Below are 17,336 nucleotides of genomic sequence, written 5' to 3'. Positions count from 1 at the left end.
GTGGTAACAGCTGCAACCGCCGCGCGCGCCGGCCGTGGCTCGCATACCATGGCCGGCCTATGCGCCACGACTACATCCTCGCCCTCTCCTGCCCGGACCGTACCGGCATCGTCTACCGCGTTTCCGGCCTGCTGTTCGGCCAGGGCTGCAACATCCTCGACGCCCAGCAGTTCGGCGACGAGGAGACCGGCCGCTTCTTCCTGCGCGTGCACTTCGACCTGCCCGCGCCGGAGGCGTACCCGGCGCTGATCGAGCGCTTCGGCCACCTGGCGGCGGAATTCGGCATGGACTGGCAGGTGCATGACGCGCGCCGCCGTGCGCGGTTGCTGGTGCTGGTCAGCAAGCAGGGCCACTGCCTCAACGACCTGCTGTTCCGCGCCCACAGCGGCCAGCTCAACGTGGACATCGCCGCGGTGGTCTCCAACCACCTCGACTTCGCCGCGTTGTCGGCCTCCTACGGGGTGCCGTTCCACCACCTGCCGGTGGACAACGGGAACCGCCCGCGGCAGGAGCAGGCGATCCTGGACCTGGTCGAGCGCGAACGGGTCGACCTGGTGGTGCTGGCGCGCTACATGCAGATCCTCTCGCCGCGCATGTGCGAGGCGCTGGCCGGGCGCGCGATCAACATCCACCACAGCTTCCTGCCCAGCTTCAAGGGCGCCCAGCCCTACCACCAGGCGCACGCGCGCGGGGTCAAGATCATCGGCGCCACCGCGCACTACGTGACCCCGGACCTGGACGAGGGCCCGATCATCGAGCAGGACGTGGCCCGGGTGGACCACGCCATGACCCCGCGCGACCTGATCCGCGTCGGCAGCGACATCGAATCGCAGGTGCTGGCACGTGCGGTGCGCCGCCACGTCGAGCACCGCATCCTGCTCAACGGCCACAAGACCGTCGTCTTCCGCTGAAGCCAGCGCAGCCTTCCTGGCGCCGGCAGGGGCGCCGTTCCGTGCGGGCGTCGCCGGCATGCACCGCAGCTATTCCGTGGGCCATCGCGTACGCATGCGTGCGTACCGGGCGCGCCTGCGCGGGCGCCACCGGACGCCTGCGGATTGTCGCAGTGCAGCAGCAAGCTCCTGATCCAAAAGCGGTTTCCGGACCAGAAAAAATATTCACACAGCCGTGAGTGAGTGTTGACAGCGCGGTTTCCGCCTTGCAGTATCCGGGCACGCTTTCGTGCTTAACCGGCAATCCTTGGGAGGGGATCCGCATGGCAAGTCGTCTGGTCGCGTCCGCATACGTGGCAACGTTGCTCGCTTTACCTGTTTCCGCCCTGGCGCAGGCCACCGGCCAGGCGCTGGAATCGCGGTCCCAGCCTGGCGGCGCCCAGGAACTGGACGCCATCGTGGTCACCGCGACCCGCCGCAGCGAGAAGCTGCAGGACGTGCCGCTGAGCGTGACCGTGCTCGGCCAGGAACAGCTCGATGCCAAGGGCATCGTCGGCTACGAGGGCCTGGCCCATGAAACCCCGGGCGTGGTGCTCAACCGCCCCAGTGCGAACTTCAACAATTTCACCGCGCGCGGCATCGCCACCAACGGCTACAACGCCAACCTGCAGAGCACGGTGGCGATCTACATCGACGAACTGCCGATCTCGGCCAATGGCAACTCGACCGTGCTCGACCCGAGCCTGTACGACGTCGAGCGCATCGAGTTCCTGCGCGGCCCGCAGGGCACGCTGTTCGGCTCCGGCTCGCTGGCCGGCGCGCTGCGCATCCTGACCCACGCGCCCGACCCCAACGCCTTCGACGCCTCGTTCCTGGCCGACGTCGGCGTCACCGGTTCCAGCTCGCTGCGCCAGCGCTACAACGCGATGGTCAACATCCCGCTGGCGCAGGACACCATGGCCCTGCGCGTGGTCGGCTTCTCGCGCAACGAGGACGGCTACATCGACAACCTCGGCACCGGCGTCAAGGACGCCAACGTGCTCAAGGCCTGGGGCGGCCGCGCCACCCTGCTGTGGGAGCCGACCGACCGCTTCTCCGCGCAGGTGCGCCTGTCGCGCGAGGAGAGCACGCCGGAGGATTCCTCGCTGACCAACCCGGACCTCGGCCGGGACAAGCGCTACTCCGACCGTCCCGACATGTTCAACGGGACGATGGACAACTACAACCTGACCCTGGACTACCAGTTCGACGGCGCCCACTTGACCAGCTCCTCGACCTGGTCGGACTACGACGCGGCGTTCAACGTGGACCTGGCCGGCACCTACGGCCAGGCCTTCGCCTTCGCCCTGGACGCGCCGTTCAACAGCAAGACCTTCGTCCAGGAAGTGCGCCTGGTGTCCGACACCGGTGGCCGGTTCGAGTGGGTGCTCGGCGGCTTCCACTTCAAGCGCGACCGCGACGTCTACTTCGGCTACCGCTCCAACGAGGAATTCCTGCAGCGCAGCGGCATCACCGGCCTGCCGGACGAGTACTACCTGCGCTTCCTCAGCACCGACGTGTCAAAGGAGCAGGCGCTGTTCGGCCAGCTGACCTACCACTTCAACGACGACTTCTGGGCCACCCTGGGCCTGCGCTACGGCAGCACCCAGGCCCAGGCCTTCACCGCCGCCGGCGGCTACAACAGCGACTACCTCACCCAGGCCTACCTGTACGCCTTCTTCGGCATCCCCGGCGGCCCGGTCACGATCACCCCGGTCGAGGCCGCCACCGGCGCGAAGGCCAAGGAAACCGGCCCGTCGTACCGGCTCAGCGCTTCCTGGCGCCCGGTGCCGTCGGTCACCACCTACGCTGCGGTCGCCACCGGCTTCCGCGCGCCGGTGGTCAATGCCCGCGCCGGATCGGTCAGCACCATCGACCCGGACGACCTGGTCATCCCCTACGGCGCCGATTCGGACAAGCTCATCAACTACGAGCTGGGCATGAAGGGCAGCTGGCTCGACGGCCGCCTGGCCGCCAACCTGGCGCTGTACTACGTCGACTGGAACGACATCCAGGTGCAGGCCAACCGCGTCTCCGACCAGGTCCAGTTCGCCACCAACATCGGCGGGGCCTACAGCCGTGGCCTGGAGTTCGAGCTGATGGCCATGCCGAACATGGACTGGACGATCGCACTGAACGGCTCGTTCAACCGCGCCCGGGTCGATGAACTGACCCCGCAGGAGGCCACGATTTCCGGCACTGTCCTCGGCGCGCGGCTGGCCGCGCCGGAGTTCAGCGCCTCGCTGGTCACCAGCTACCGCTTCGACTTCATCCGCGGCTCGGAGGGCAATGCCTCGCTGGCGATCGTCCACGTCGGCGACTTCCCCGGACAGTTCCAGTACGTGCCCGGCCAGCCGGGCGTGGTCAGCCCGACCTTCGACTACACCGACGCGTACACCGTGGTGAACGCCAATGTCGCCGCCGCGTTCGACCACTACACGGTGGGCATGTACGTGGAGAACCTGTTCGACGACCGTTCGGTGACCTACGTGCATCCGGAGGCGTTCCTTGACGGCCGCTACGCGCTGGTGCGGCCGCGCACCGTCGGCGTGCGCGTGGGGTACCGGTTCTGATGGCCGCGCTTCCGGCCAGCCAGGCGATGCCCGGCGCGCAGCACGCGCGACCGGGCGCGCGGGCATGGATCGTGCTGGCGATCCTGTGCCTGGTCTACGTGCTGAACTTCCTCGACAGGCAGCTGCTGTCGATCCTGGCCAAGCCCATCCAGGACGAACTGGGGGTCACCGACTCCCAGCTCGGCCTGATCGGCGGCCTGTACTTCGCGATGTTCTACTGCATCCTGGCGATCCCGGTCGGCTGGCTGGCCGACCGCACCAACCGGGTGCGGGTGCTGGCGTTCTCCTGCGCACTGTGGAGCGCGGCCACCGCCGCCTGCGGCATGGCTTCCTCGTATCCGCAGCTGGCGCTGGCACGCATGACCGTCGGTGTCGGCGAGGCCGGCGGCGTGCCTCCGTCCTACGCGATCATTTCCGACTACTTCCCGCCGGGCATGCGCGGCACCGCGCTGAGCCTGTTCAACCTCGGCCCGCCGATAGGCCAGGCCTTGGGCGTGGCCTTCGGCGCCTCGATCGCCGCGGCCTACTCCTGGCGCCTGGCGTTCATCTGGGTCGGCGTGGTCGGGGTGGTGACCGCGCTGGTGGTGTGGCAGGTGGTGCGCGAGCCGCGCAAGGGCGGGCTGGATGCCGCGCCCGGAGCGGTGGCTGCCGCCGCCGAGCCGGCTCCGCCGTTCTGGCGCACCTGCCGCGAGTACTTCGCCAACCCGGTGCTGCGCGGCATGGCCCTGGCCTGCGGCGCGACCCAGTTCATCACCTATGCGGTGCTCAACTTCACCGTGCTGTTCCTGATGCGCGAGAAGGGCATGGCGCTGGAGCAGGTGGCGGTGTGGTACGCGCTGGTGATCGGCACCGGCATCTGTGCCGGCATGTTCGCCTCCGGTCGCCTGATCGACCGGCTGTCGCGCCGGTCGAAGACCGCCTACGCCTACCTGCCGGCCGCAGGCCTCGCCCTTGCGATGCCGCTGTTCGCCCTGTTCGTGTGGGCCGACCGCTGGCCGCTGGCGCTGGCCTTCCTGTTGCTGCCGACCGGACTGAACTACTTCTACCTGTCGCCGGCGGTGACCCTGGTGCAGGAGGAAGTGCGACCGAACCAGCGCGTGCTCTCCGGCGCGCTGCTGCTGCTGGTGATGAACCTGATCGGCCTGGGCCTCGGCCCGGCCTACCTGGGCATGGCCAGCGACTTCTTCCGCGCCAGCCACCCAGACAACTCGCTGCAGATGGCGTTCTACACCCTGATCCCGTTCTACCTGCTGGCGGTGGGCATGTTCCTGCGGCTGGCGCGCACCATCCGACTCCAGGCTTCGCAGGAGACCACCCCGTGACCCGATCCACCTTCCGCTCTCTGGTCGTGTCCGCGGTCCTGGGCTGTGCCGCGCTTCCGGGTGCGGCGTGGTCCCAGGGGCCGGTCGTCCACGCCCCCGTCGGCGCGCTCCGGGGCGAGGCGCTCGACGGCGGCATCCATGCCTTCCTTGGCATTCCCTACGCCGAGCCGCCGGTGAAGCAGCTGCGCTGGCGCGCGCCGGTGCCAGCCAAACCCTGGAAGGGCACCCGCAAGGCCACCCGCTTCGGCCCGGCCTGCGTGCAGCCGCCGCCGCGCCCCGGCAGCATCTACTCGCCAGGCGAGGCCCTGCCGACCAGCGAGGACTGCCTGTCGCTCAACGTCTGGGCGCCGGCCGAGGCGAAGGACGCGCCGGTGTTCGTGTGGATCCACGGCGGTTCGCTGGTCGCCGGCTCCAGCCGCGAGCCGATGTACGACGGCGCGCGCCTGGCCGGGCAGGGCATGGTGGTGGTGAGCATCAACTACCGCCTCGGCGTGCTCGGCTACCTGGCCCATCCGGACCTGAGCGCCGAGTCGGCAGACGGCGTGTCCGGCAACTACGGCCTGCTCGACCAGATCGAGGCGCTGCGCTGGGTCCAGCGCAACATTGCCGCGTTCGGCGGCGATCCGGGCAACGTCACCATCGCCGGCGAGTCGGCCGGCGCGCTGAGCGTGATGTACCTGATGGCCGCACCGCCGGCGCGCGGCCTGTTCCACAAGGCCATCGCCCAGAGTGCGTACATGATCACCACGCCGGCGCTGCGCGAGGCCGTGCATGGCATGCCCGCGGCCGAGGAGTCGGGCCTGGAGCTGGGCCGCAAGCTCGGCGTGCGCGGCCTGCCGCGGCTCCGTGCCATGGACCCGCAGGAGCTGACGGTGAAGGCGGCGATGTCCGGTTTCCTGCCGTTCGGCAACGTCGACGGCAAGGTCCTGCCGGCGCAGCTGGTGGAGGTGTTCGACCGCGGCGAGCAGGCGCCGGTGCCGATCCTGGCCGGCTTCAACGAGGGCGAGATCCGCTCGCTGCGCTTCCTGCTGCCGCCGAAGCCGGCCGATGCCGCGGCCTACGAGGCGGCGATCCGCGCCGCCTACGGCGACCTGGCCGAAGCGATGCTGCAGCGCTATCCGGCGACCGACCTCGACGCGGCGATGCTGGCCACCACCCGCGACGCGCTGTACGGCTGGACCGCCGAGCGGCTGGTACGCAAGCAGGCCGAACTGGGCCTGCCGTCGTACCTGTACTACTTCAACCACGGTTACCCGGCCGCCAGCGACGCCGGCCTGCACGCATTCCACGCCGCCGAGCTGCCGTACGTGTTCGCCAGGCACGACCGCACCCCGCCGCAGTGGCCGAAGGCACCGGACTCCGACGGCGAGCGGGCGCTGACCGCGGCGATGTCGGGCTACTGGGCCTCGTTCGCGCGCAGCGGGCAGCCGGTCGTCGCCGGCCAGCCGGCGTGGCAGCCCTATGGCCAGGCGCGCGCCTACATGGCCTTCGACGGCGCGCCGGTGCCGGGCGAAAAGCTGATGCCGGGCATGTACGAACTCGTGGAGCAGGTGGTGTGCCGCCGCCGCGCGCAGGGCGGCCAGCCCTGGCACTGGAACGTCGGCATCGCCGCGCCGCCGCTGCCCGCCGGAGTGCCTGGATGTCCGTGATCCATGGCCAGATGCAGGCCTGGGCGCTGACCATCGACAGGTTCCTGGAGCATGGTGCCAAGTGGCACGCCGGGGTCGAGGTGGTCACCGCGGCCGAGGATGGAAGCACGGCGCGCGTCGGCTACGCGGACCTGCAGCGTCGCAGCCGCGAAGTCTCGGAACTGCTGGCCGGGATGGGCGTCGGTCGCGGCGACGTGGTCGCCACCCTGGCCTGGAACACCCAGTCGCACATGGAGACCTGGTACGCGGTGATGGGCATGGGCGCGGTCTGCCAGACGCTCAACCCGCGCGTGTCCGAGGCACACCTGGCGACGATGCTGGAACAGTCCGGCGCGCGCGTGCTGGTCGCCGCCGCCGACCTGGCGCCGCTGGCGCGGGCCATCGCCACGCGCGCCGGGTCGGTCGAACGGATCCTGTCGATCGATGGCACGGCCGTGGCGGACGATGCTGCGCCGGCGATCGAACCACTGGAGCGTCTGCTCGACGCGGGATCCGGTGCGCCGCGCAAGCCGGCCGGATGGGGCGGCTTCGACGAACGCCTGCCTTGCGGCCTGTGTTTCACCTCCGGCACCACCGGCGCGCCGAAGGGCGTGACCTACACCCATCGCGGCGTGTTCCTGCATACGCTTCGTGCACTGCAGGCCGACACCATGGCGCTGTCGCAGCGCGACAGCGTGCTGCTGGCCGTTCCTATGTTCCATGCAAACGCCTGGGGCGTGCCGTTCGCCGCGCCGGCGGTGGGCGCGAAGCTGGTGCTGCCGGGTCGCCATCTCGATGGCGCCCGCCTCGCCAGGCTGATCCGCGACGAGGACGTCACCGTGGCGATCGGCGTGGCCACCGTGTGGCTGGGCCTGGTCGACCATCTCGATGCGCACGGCGGCGAGGTGCCCTCGCTGAAGCGGATCCTCGTCGGCGGCGCGCCGATGGCACCGGCGCTGATGCAGCGCATCGAGCAGCGCCTGGGGGCGGTGGTGCAGACCAGCTGGGGCATGACCGAGCTGTCGCCCACCGGCACCGTCGCCCTGCCCGACGATCCCGGGCGCGCCCCGCACCTGTCCGGGCGCCCGGCGCTGGGCATCGACCTGCTGCTGACCGACGCCGACGGCGTACCGCTGCCGCAGCAGCGCGGCTGCGAGGGGCACCTGCGCGTGCGCGGGGCCAGCGTGGTCTACCGGTATTTCGGCCAGCTCGAACCGGCGGTGGACGCCGATGGCTGGTTCCCCACCGGCGACCTGGCGCGCATCGACGAGCATGGCAACCTGGTCATCACCGGTCGCGCCAAGGACCTGATCAAGTCCGGCGGGGAGTGGATCAACCCGGCCGAGATCGAGGAGATCGTCGGCCGGCTCCCGGGCGTGTCGTTGGCCGCGGTGATCGGGCGGGCGCACCCGAAGTGGGGCGAGCGCCCAGTGCTGCTGGTGGAGATGCGCGCCGACGCGGACACCACCGACAACGAGCTGCTGGACGCGCTGCGCGGCGCGGTGCCCTCGTGGTGGATGCCGGATGAGATCATCCGGGTGGAACGGATGCCTTTGGCAGCGACCGGCAAAATTGACAAAATGCGGCTGAGGGCCGAATTCGGCGGCGCACAATGGCGACGGGAGGCGTGATGTCTCCGGCCAGCGCATATGCCGGGCGGCATTGGAGGCTGCAGGGTGCCAAAGGCGACGACGTCCGGATCCCGGCGGGGTGGTGCGAAGAAGGCCGGCACCACCCGGACCGCGCGCACCACCAAGGCGGCCCAGCGCGCGGAGATGACCGAACAGATCCTCGACGCGGCCGAACACCTGTTCTCCCGCGACGGGCTGTACGGCGTCACGCTGAAGGACGTGGCCGAGCGCGTGGGCGTGCACCACACCCTGGTCAACTATTACTTCAAGGACAAGCAGACGCTGTTCGACGCGGTGATCGCGCGTCGCGCCGGCGTCACCAGCAGCGCGCGCATGCAGGCGCTGGACGCCTACGAGGAAGCCTGCAAGGGCAAGCCCACGGTGGAAGGCGCGTTGCGCGCGTTCCTGGACACCGACCTGGACCTGTACAGCCAGGGCGGCGAGGCGTGGAAGAACTACGGTGCGCTCGGCGCGCTGATGTCCAACACCCGCCACGGCGGCGAGCTGATGGACCAGCACTTCGACCCGGTGGTGCTGCGCCTGATCGGCCTGCTCAAGCGCGCGCTGCCGGAAGCGGCCGAGGAGGACATCTTCTGGGGTTACCACTTCGTCACTGGCGCGCTGATGCTCACCCTGGCGCGCACGGGGCGCATCGACCGCCTCTCCGGCGGCCTGTGCCGCTCGGACGACTACGAAGCGGTGAAGGCGCGCATGGCGAAGTTCATGGCCGCCGGCTTCAAGACCATCTGCAAACCGCGGAACGGAACGCGTTCGAAACCCGGCTGAGCGCCGGTGCGCTCCCGTTCCGTGCCTCACGACAAACGGGAGTTCGATGATGCCACTGAAGGGAAGGACAGCGATCGTCACCGGTGCCGGCGGCGGCCTGGGTCGCCAGCATGCGCTCTACCTGGCGCGCAAGGGCGCGAAGGTCCTGGTCAACGACCTGGGCCTGGAGGCCGCCGAGGCGGTCGCCGCGGAGATCCGCGCGGCCGGCGGCGAGGCGATGGCGGTGGCAGCTTCGGTGACCGACGAAGCCGCGGTCGCGGCGATGGTGCAGCGCGCGCATGACGCATGGGGCCGCATCGACATCCTCATCAGCAACGCCGGCATCCTGCGCGACAAGAGCTTCGCCAAGATGGACCTGGACGACTTCCGCCTGGTGGTGGACGTGCACCTGATGGGCGCGGCGATCTGCTGCAAGGCGGTGTGGGAGGCGATGCGCGGGCAGAAATTCGGCCGCATCGTCCTGACCACCTCGTCCAGCGGCCTGTACGGCAACTTCGGCCAGGCCAACTACGGCGCGGCGAAGATGGCGCTGGTCGGGCTGATGCAGACGCTCGCCATCGAGGGCGCCAAGTACGGGATCAAGGCCAACTGCCTGGCGCCGACCGCGTACACGCGGATGATGGAAGGCATCCTGCCGCAGGAGCAGCTGGACGTGCTGGATCCGGCGCTGGTCAGCCCGGCGCTGCTGCCGCTGGTGGTCGACGACGCGCCGACCCGCGCGATCGTCTGCGCCGGTGCCGGGCATTTCGCCCGCGCCTACGTGACCCTGACCGAGGGCCGCCATCTCGGTGGTGGCGACGACGCCGGCGAGCGGCTGATGGCGTCGTGGGACGCGGTGTCCGATCCCGGCGGCCAGGTCGTGCCCGACTACGGCTTCACCCAGGCCGAGCGCGAGGTCGCCAGCGCGCTGCGCGCCAGGTCCGGCGTGCCCGCCTGAACCCGGGGGGATCGCCATGACCGACGTGTTCCTTGTCTCGGCCGTGCGCACGGCCATCGGCGCGTTCGGCGGCAGCCTGCGCGACGTGCCGCCGTCCGTGCTGGGCGTGGTGACCGCGCGCGAGGCGATCGCCCGCGCGGGTATCGATCCGTCCGCGATCGGCCATGCGATATACGGGCAGGTGCTGCCCAGCGAGCCGGCCGACGCCTACCTGGCCCGGGTGGTCGCGGTGAAGGCGGGCGTGCCGGTGGCGGCGCCGGCGCTCACGGTGAACCGGCTGTGCGGCTCGGGCCTGCAGGCGATCGTGTCGGCGGCCCAGTCGCTGCTGCTCGGCGACTGCGAGGTGGCGCTGGCCGGCGGCGCGGAGTCGATGAGCCGGGTGCCGTTCCACGTGCCCAGCCAGCGCTGGGGCCGCAAGCTCGGCGACGCGGTGATGGTGGACGCGCTCAACGAGGGCCTGAAGGACCCGTTCGACAAGGTGCTGATGGGCATCACGGCGGAGAACGTGGCCGAGCGCCACGGCATCGACCGCGAGCGGCAGGACGCGCTGGCGCTGGAGAGCCACCGGCGCGCGGCGCGGGCGATCGCGGAGGGACGCTTCGAGGGCCAGATCGTGCCGGTGGAGGTGGGACGTCGAGGCAGGGAGACGGAGTTCCGCGTGGACGAGCATGTGCGCGCTGGCGTCACCGCCGGCGACCTGGCCGGCCTGCGGCCGGTGTTCAAGACCGACGGCACGGTGACGGCTGGCAATGCCTCGGGCATCAACGATGGCGCGGCCTCGGTGGTGCTGGCCACGGGCGAGGCGGTGCAGCGGCACGGGCTGAAACCGCTGGCCCGGTTGGTCGCCTACGCGCACGCGGGCGTGGAGCCCATGTACATGGGCATGGGCCCGGTGCCGGCGACCCGCGCCGCGCTGGCGCGCGCAGGGCTGCAGGTCGGGGACCTCGACGTGGTCGAGTCCAACGAGGCCTTTGCCGCGCAGGCCTGCGCGGTCGCCGATGCGCTGGGCCTCGATCCGGAGAAGACCAATCCCAACGGCAGCGGCATCTCGCTCGGTCACCCGGTCGGTGCGACCGGCGCGATCATCACGGTGAAGCTGGTGCACGAGCTGCACCGCACCGGCGGCCGTTACGGCCTGGCGACGATGTGCATCGGCGGCGGCCAGGGCATCGCCGCGATCTTCGAGCGGGTCTAGGCGAGGGGAGGCCACATGCCGTCGCCACGCGACGGCATGCGGGGCAAGGCCGCAAACAGCGGCAGCAATACCCGCGCGCGACCGCGGCCCGTGGCGTGCGTTCGGGGCGTGGCTTCGTTCCTTTCCTCTCCCATCCCGGGGAGAGGGGGCTTCAGAACCCCACCCACTCCCGCAACGGATGGGTCGGATCCGCCAGCAGCCGCAACGCCAGCAGCAGCGACACCGTCACCAGCAGCGGCTTGATCACCTTCGCACCCTGGCGCATGGCGAAGCGCGAGCCCAGGCGTGCGCCCAGCACCTGGCCGGCGCCCATCACCAGGCCGACCTTCCACAGCACCGCGCCGGACCCAACGAACACCGCGAACGCGCCCAGGTTGGAGCCGAAGTTGAGGAACTTGGTGTGCGCGGTGGCCTTGAGGATGCCGAACCCGGCCAGGCCGACGAAGCCCAGCATCAGGAACGAACCGGTGCCCGGGCCGAACACCCCGTCGTAGAAGCCGATCACCGGCACGAAGGTGAGGGCGAAGGCCTTCTCGCTGATGCGTCGATGCCGCTCCACCGCGCCGACGTCCGGCTTGAGCCAGAAGTACAGGGCGATGCCGAACAGCAGCAGCGGCAGCACCGCGCGCAGCCAGCTCCCGGGGACCACCGTCGCAAGCAGCGCCCCGGCGACTGCGCCTGCGGCCGCGGTGAGCGCCATCGGCAGCTGCGCGCGCAGGTCGACGTGGCCATGGCGGGCATAGCTCCAGCTGGCCGTGCCGGCGCCGAACAGCGACTGCAGCTTGTTGGTACCCAGCGCCTGCAGCGGCGGGATGCCCGCCAGCAGCATCGCCGGGATGGTGACCATGCCGCCGCCGCCGGCGATGGAATCGATGAAGCCGGCCAGCAGGCCGGCGAGGAACAGCAGCAGCAACAGCTGCAGGGCAAGCTCGGGCATGGGACGCGGGGCCTCGGCGCGGATGGGCCGGCAGGGCGGGCATTGTAGGCGCTGCCTGGAGGGTGCCCACGGCCGATGGTTACAGGTCGAAGCCCAGCAGCAGTGGGTCGTGGTCCGAGCTGCGCCACGGGCCGGGCTCGTTGCGCCCGGCGTAGCCGGCGTCGTCCGGCTCGTCGGCGTTGACGTGCCACTCGGCCGCCCCGCGCAGCGCCGGCGCCAGCGCCGGGCTCAGCAGGGCGTGGTCGAGGCGCCCGCTGAGGCCGTCGTACACGTAGCTGTACGGCCTTTCGACCCTGGCCGCGGCGAACGCGTCCACCCAGCCCTCGCCATGCAGCCAGTGCAGCGGATCTTCCATGGCATAGGCGTTGAAATCGCCCAGAAGCACGATGCGCCGGGCGCGGCTGCCGGCCGGCACGGTTTGCAGCCAGGCATGCAGGCGCCGCGCCGATTCGGTGCGCAGCGCGTTCCAGCAGCCCTGGCCGTCGCCCTGGTCGGCGTCGGCGCCGGTCGCTTCGCTGCAGCCCTTGGACTTGAAGTGGTTGGCGACCACGACCAGGTCGCGCTTGCCGCCCTTGCGCACGAAGGCCTGGGCCAGCGGCACCCGGCTGCGCGCGCCGAACGGGCCGCCTTCCAGCACCGCCGGGGCGCCGCGCGGCTCGACCCGGTCGGCGCGGTAGATCAGGCCGACGCGGATGCTGTCGCTGCCGGGGCCGCGGCCGGGGTCGACGAAGCGCCACTGCGCGCCACCGGCGTTGAGCGTGTCCACCAGCTGGGCGATGCTCGAGTCCGGCCCGTAGCCGTCGTTCTCCAGTTCCATCAGCGCGGCGATGTCCGGGTCCAGGCCGTGCACGGTGGCCACCAGCTTGGCCAGCTGCGCCTGCATCGCCGCGTGGGTCTTCGCCCCGCGCGGGGTGGGGAAGCCGCCGCCGCGGCCGTCGCCGTTGAACAGGTTCTCCAGGTTGAACGCCGCCACCTTGAGCGTGCCGGGCATGCGCGGCGGCTGCGGGCGCGGCGCCGCCTGCAGCTGCAGCGGACGCTCGACCTGGATCCGCCAGCTGCCGTGGCGGCGCTCGAGGATGCCTTCCACGCCGTGCACCACGCTGCCCACGCGCGGGGTGGTGGCACCGCCGAGGTACGCGATCGTGGCCGGGTTGCGCTGGCTGCTGCCATCGTCCAGCAGCAGCCGCTGGCGGGCGTTGGCCGCGGCCAGGCGGGCGTGCTCGGGGGTGCCGGGCAGGGCCAGCTCGCTGGGCTGCCACTGGCGTCCGGCGAAACTCACGGTCAGTTCGCCGTAGCGCTCCAGGGCGTGGGTACCGGTCACCGTCAGCGGCGCCTCGATGCGCACGCGCATGCCCTGCAGCGGTTCCCAGCGTTGCGGCAGCGCGGCCAGGCGCACCGGCTCCACCGGGATGGCGGCGCGGCAGGGGCCGATCCGCGCCGGCGCCAGCGCGCGCAGGCGGTCGGCACCGGCGCGCAGCTCCACCAGTTCGCCGCTGACCTGGCAATGCATGCCCGGGCCGAAGCCCGGCGGCACCTCCGCGTCGGCGTCGGCCTGGACCAGCAGCGCGTCGGGGGTGTCCGGGTCGCCGTCGCCGGCGTCCTGCAGGTAGAAGCCACCCAGCCCGGCGCGGAAATCGGCGCTGACCACGCCCTCGACCTGCACCGGGGCCGCCTCGGCCCCGCCGCGGTGCAGGCTGCCGATGGCGACCGTGGCCGGCGCCTCGGCCAGCGCCAGCGCGGGCGCGGCCAGCAGCAGCGGGGCGAGCAGGAAGCGGGCGTGGCGGCCCGGCATGGAACGGCGGTACTGCATGGGGATCCTTGGCCGCGGGGGCCGCAAACGAGGACGCCGCCCGGGGGCGGCGTCCTTGGTGGTTCGCGTGCTGCGCTTACTTGAGGTTGTCGAGCATCCAGTCGACCGTGGCCTGGACCTGCTCGTCGGTCAGCGCGGGGTTGCCGCCCTTGGGGGGCATCACGCCGGCGCTGCCGGTGAAGCCCTCGATGGCGTGCTTGTACAGCGTGTCCTTGCCCTGGGCGATGCGCGAGGCCCACGCGCCCTGGGACAGGGTCGGGGCACCGCCGACGCCGCCGCTGTGGCAGGCACCGCACAGGTTCTGGAAGATCACCGAACCGTCGGTGGTGCCGCCGTAGGCGACCTGCGAGGCGGCGGCGGCCGCGGCAGCCGCGGCGGCGGCGGCCTGGGCGGCGGCGCCGGTGTCGCCGGCGTAGACCGCGCCGACCGGCGCGATGCGCTCCTGGGTGCGGGCGGCGGCCGAGGGCGAAACCTCCGGCGGGATGCGGCCGTGCAGGTGGGAAGCCAGCAGGATCAGGCCGAGGGTGATCAGGGCCAGCATGCCCAGCACCATCGAGAAACGCTTCAGGAATTCCAGGTCGTAGTTGCGCACTTCGCGTCCTATTGGCGAGCGGCCCGGGGCCGCAGCTGGCCGATTATAGGGACGGACGCGCCGGCTTCGGAAGCGCGGCGCCCCGCAGGGGGCCGCCGGATGGCCCGCAGGCGGCCCTGTGTCGCAATTTCCTGCTGCGCCGCAGCAGGAAGCGGTAACCCCGGCAACTGCCCCCGGACACCGCCGGCCCGGCGCGAATCGCCCTGCGGACGCGGGGTTGCGCAGCCCCGGCGCGGATGCGCGCCGGGGCCGGGCCGCCGCCGCCGCCGCGCCCGTCGCGGCTTGCTGCCGCGCGAATTGACAGCGCTGACAGTTTGGCCGGAGCCTCTGCGCCGACCGGTCCAGCCCTTCCGGAGGGCGGTTGCCGTCCGGGGCCCAGATAACGTCACCAGGGAGGAAGCACCTTGAGCAGCAAGCTTGCCGGCGCGCGCGCGCCGGGCGTCCGCATCGGTACCACACTGGCCACGGCGCTGGCCCTGGCCCTGCTGGCTGGCTGCGGCAAGAGCGAGGCCGACGCCGGCGCTCCGGCCGCCACCGCGGCCGCCGCCGACGGCAGCATCAACCCGGAGAACTGGCCGCAGGTCGAGTGGCCGCTGCAGGCCGACGCGGAGGTCGAGCAGAAGATCGACGCGCTGATGGCCAGCATGACCGTGGAGGAGAAGGTCGGCCAGATCATCCAGGGCGACATCGCCTCGATCACCCCGGACGACGTGCGCAAGTACCGCCTCGGCTCGATCCTCGCCGGCGGCAGCTCCGACCCGGGCGGCAAGTACAACGCCAGGCCGGAGGAGTGGCTGAAGCTGGCCGACGCTTTCTGGGAGGCGTCGATGGATACCTCCGGCGGTGGCAAGGCGATCCCGGTCATCTGGGGCATCGACGCCATGCACGGCCAGAGCAACGTGGTCGGCGCCACCCTGTTCCCGCACAACGTCGGCCTGGGCGCGACCCGCAACGTCGAGCTGCAGCGCCGGATCGGCGAGATCACCGCGATCGAGACCCGCACCACCGGCATGGAGTGGACCTTCGCCCCGACCGTGGCGGTGCCGCAGGACGTGCGCTGGGGCCGCGCCTACGAGGGCTACTCGGAGAACCCGGAGCTGGTGGCGCAGTTCGCCCGCGCCATGGTGGAAGGCCTGCAGGGCAAGGCCGGCGCGCCGGACTTCCTGGACGACCGCCACGTGATGGTCTCGGTCAAGCACTTCCTCGGCGATGGCGGCACCAGCAAGGGCCGCGACCAGGGCGACAACCTGGCCAGCGAGGCCGAGCTGCGCGACATCCACGCCGCCGGCTACGTCACCGCGATCAACGCCGGCGCGCAGGCGGTGATGGCCTCGTTCAACAGCTACCACGGCACCAAGCTGCACGGGCACAAGCCGCTGCTGACCGACGTGCTCAAGGGCCGCTTCAACTTCAACGGCTTCGTGGTCGGCGACTGGAACGGCCACGGCCAGGTCAAGGGCTGCAGCAACGACAACTGCCCGGCCACCTTCGCCGCCGGCCTGGACATGGCCATGGCCCCGGACAGCTGGAAGGGCATGTACGAATCCACCCTGGCCGCGGTCAAGGACGGCATCCTGCCGATGGAGCGGCTGGACGACGCCGTGCGCCGGATCCTGCGGGTGAAGTTCCTGATGGGCCTGTTCGACAAGCCCAAGCCCTCGCAGCGCGCGCTGGGCGGCAAGTTCGAGCTGCTGGGCGCGGCCGAGCACCGCGAGGTCGCGCGCCAGGCGGTGCGCGAGTCGCTGGTGCTGCTGAAGAACCAGGGCGGCCTGCTGCCGCTGTCGCCGAAGCAGCGCATCCTGGTGGCTGGCGACGGCGCCGACAACATGGCCAAGCAGGCCGGCGGCTGGACCCTCACCTGGCAGGGCTCCGGCACCACCCGCGCCGACTTCCCCAACGCCGACACCATCTGGGACGGCCTGCAGCGCGCGGTCAAGGCCGCCGGCGGCAGCGCCGAGCTGGCGGTGGACGGCAAGTACAAGGCCAAGCCCGACGTGGCCGTGGTGGTGTTCGGCGAAGAGCCGTACGCCGAGTTCCAGGGCGACATCGCCAACCTGCTGTACAAGCCGGGCAACGACGCCGACCTGGAGCTGATCAAGCGCCTGAAGGCCGACGGCATCCCGGTGGTGGCGGTGTTCCTCACCGGCCGCCCGCTGTGGATGAACCGCGAGATCAACGCCGCCGACGCCTTCGTGGTCGCCTGGCTGCCGGGTTCGGAAGGCGCGGGCGTGGCCGACGTGCTGCTGCGCAAGCCCGACGGCAGCGTCAACCACGACTTCAAGGGCAAGCTGAGCTTCTCCTGGCCGGCGCAGGCGGCCGAGGGCAACGTGCGCTCGCCGGACTACAAGGCGCTGTTCCCGTTCGGCCACGGCCTGACCTACGCCGACAAGGGCGACCTGGACCCGCTGCCGGAGGACTCCGGCATCGACGGCCTGCACGCCGCCCCGGGCGTGTACTTCGCCAACGCCATGCTGGCCCCGGGCCTGGCCATGCGCGTGGAGAACGCGCAGAACCACACCGCCCAGATCACCACGGTGCCGGCCGGCTTGCACGACGACAGCATCCGCGTCACCGCGGTCGACCACGAGCGCCAGGAGGACTCGCGCCGCCTCGCCTGGTCCGGCACGACCCCGGCCACGGTCTCGGTCTACGCCGAGCCGGCCGTGGACCTGTCGCGCGAGACCAACGGCGACCTGCTGCTGGTGCTGACCCTGCGTCCGGACCAGGTGCCGGCTGCCGGCAACGTCGACCTCAGCGCCGGCCAGGGCCGGCCGGTGGCGTTGCGTGAGGCGCTGGCGAAGCTGCCGGCCGGGCAGTGGACCACGCTGGGCGTGCCGCTGAAGTGCCTGGCCCACGCCGGCGCCGACGTGTCCGCGCTGGACGTGCTGGCGCGCCTGCACAGTGACGCGGCGACCACGCTGTCGATCTCGCGCGTGGCGATCGGCGCGGTCAGCGAGGCCGAGCACATCGTCGACTGCCCGCGCGGCGAGTAAGGC

The 17,336-nt window shown here is 71.4% G+C and carries 12 protein-coding genes; 9 read left to right on the top strand and 3 right to left on the bottom strand.

All coding sequences use genetic code 11. The features are described from left to right. The first annotated feature begins 59 nt into the window (after positions 1-59). From purU to bktB, 8 genes are all read left to right on the top strand, one after another. Positions 60-911 (top strand): formyltetrahydrofolate deformylase, encoded by an 852-nt coding sequence (purU, locus tag EIM47_RS05965; protein WP_125076390.1) that lies wholly within the window; start codon positions 60-62, stop codon positions 909-911. Positions 912-1,243: 332 nt separating this feature from the next. After that, positions 1,244-3,502 (top strand): TonB-dependent receptor, encoded by a 2,259-nt coding sequence (locus EIM47_RS05960; protein WP_240626171.1) that lies wholly within the window; start codon positions 1,244-1,246, stop codon positions 3,500-3,502. Further along, positions 3,502-4,824 carry an MFS transporter gene (locus tag EIM47_RS05955; protein WP_125076389.1) on the top strand — a complete coding sequence of 441 codons (1,323 nt, stop codon included), beginning with the start codon at positions 3,502-3,504 and terminating at the stop codon, positions 4,822-4,824. Before EIM47_RS05960 ends, EIM47_RS05955 begins: the two co-directional genes overlap by 1 nt. After that, positions 4,821-6,473, top strand: coding sequence for a carboxylesterase family protein (locus tag EIM47_RS05950; RefSeq protein WP_240626170.1), 1,653 nt, complete (start codon positions 4,821-4,823; stop codon positions 6,471-6,473). The genes EIM47_RS05955 and EIM47_RS05950 overlap by 4 nt, the downstream gene beginning before the upstream one ends. After that, positions 6,464-8,083, top strand: a complete 1,620-nt coding sequence (locus tag EIM47_RS05945) for an AMP-binding protein (protein ID WP_125076388.1) — start codon at positions 6,464-6,466, stop codon at positions 8,081-8,083. The genes EIM47_RS05950 and EIM47_RS05945 overlap by 10 nt, the downstream gene beginning before the upstream one ends. A 144-nt stretch (positions 8,084-8,227) precedes the next feature. After that, the gene (locus EIM47_RS05935; RefSeq protein WP_037034191.1) at positions 8,228-8,869 is read left to right on the top strand and encodes a TetR/AcrR family transcriptional regulator; all 642 of its coding nucleotides are present in this window, start codon (positions 8,228-8,230) and stop codon (positions 8,867-8,869) included. Between the two features lie 49 nt (positions 8,870-8,918). Then, positions 8,919-9,806: an SDR family NAD(P)-dependent oxidoreductase gene (locus EIM47_RS05930; protein WP_164514551.1), complete on the top strand. Its 888-nt coding sequence runs from the start codon at positions 8,919-8,921 to the stop codon at positions 9,804-9,806. 16 nt (positions 9,807-9,822) lie between these two features. Further along, the gene (gene bktB, locus EIM47_RS05925; protein WP_125076385.1) at positions 9,823-11,001 is read left to right on the top strand and encodes a beta-ketothiolase BktB; all 1,179 of its coding nucleotides are present in this window, start codon (positions 9,823-9,825) and stop codon (positions 10,999-11,001) included. A 151-nt stretch (positions 11,002-11,152) separates the two neighbouring features. Here the strand turns inward: bktB and EIM47_RS05920 are convergent, their stop codons facing one another. From EIM47_RS05920 to EIM47_RS05910, 3 genes are all read right to left on the bottom strand, one after another. Continuing rightward, complete coding sequence (locus EIM47_RS05920; protein WP_125076384.1) at positions 11,153-11,938, bottom strand: TSUP family transporter; 786 nt, start codon at positions 11,936-11,938, stop codon at positions 11,153-11,155. A 79-nt stretch (positions 11,939-12,017) separates the two neighbouring features. Further along, the gene (locus EIM47_RS05915; protein WP_125076383.1) at positions 12,018-13,748 is read right to left on the bottom strand and encodes an ExeM/NucH family extracellular endonuclease; all 1,731 of its coding nucleotides are present in this window, start codon (positions 13,746-13,748) and stop codon (positions 12,018-12,020) included. A 76-nt stretch (positions 13,749-13,824) separates the two neighbouring features. Further along, a complete protein-coding gene (locus EIM47_RS05910) occupies positions 13,825-14,340 on the bottom strand; it encodes a c-type cytochrome (protein ID WP_019399340.1) in 516 nt (171 codons plus the stop codon). 404 nt (positions 14,341-14,744) lie between these two features. On the opposite strand from EIM47_RS05910, the gene EIM47_RS05905 reads away from it, so the two are divergent. Continuing rightward, positions 14,745-17,333 carry a glycoside hydrolase family 3 protein gene (locus EIM47_RS05905; protein WP_125076382.1) on the top strand — a complete coding sequence of 863 codons (2,589 nt, stop codon included), beginning with the start codon at positions 14,745-14,747 and terminating at the stop codon, positions 17,331-17,333. Positions 17,334-17,336: the final 3 nt, after the last annotated feature.

Source organism: Pseudoxanthomonas sp. SGT-18, from assembly GCF_003931645.1.
Taxonomy (GTDB): domain Bacteria; phylum Pseudomonadota; class Gammaproteobacteria; order Xanthomonadales; family Xanthomonadaceae; genus Pseudoxanthomonas.
This window is presented reverse-complemented; position numbering and strand designations above follow the sequence as displayed.

Coding starts and splice junctions, on each gene's coding strand:
- EIM47_RS05920 (WP_125076384.1), bottom strand. CDS start 11,938: ATGCCCGAGCTTGCCCTGCAGCTGTTGCTGCTGCTGTTCCTCGCCGGC.
- EIM47_RS05935 (WP_037034191.1), top strand. CDS start 8,228: ATGACCGAACAGATCCTCGACGCGGCCGAACACCTGTTCTCCCGCGAC.
- EIM47_RS05930 (WP_164514551.1), top strand. CDS start 8,919: ATGCCACTGAAGGGAAGGACAGCGATCGTCACCGGTGCCGGCGGCGGC.
- EIM47_RS05915 (WP_125076383.1), bottom strand. CDS start 13,748: ATGCAGTACCGCCGTTCCATGCCGGGCCGCCACGCCCGCTTCCTGCTC.
- purU (WP_125076390.1), top strand. CDS start 60: ATGCGCCACGACTACATCCTCGCCCTCTCCTGCCCGGACCGTACCGGC.
- EIM47_RS05945 (WP_125076388.1), top strand. CDS start 6,464: ATGTCCGTGATCCATGGCCAGATGCAGGCCTGGGCGCTGACCATCGAC.
- EIM47_RS05955 (WP_125076389.1), top strand. CDS start 3,502: ATGGCCGCGCTTCCGGCCAGCCAGGCGATGCCCGGCGCGCAGCACGCG.
- bktB (WP_125076385.1), top strand. CDS start 9,823: ATGACCGACGTGTTCCTTGTCTCGGCCGTGCGCACGGCCATCGGCGCG.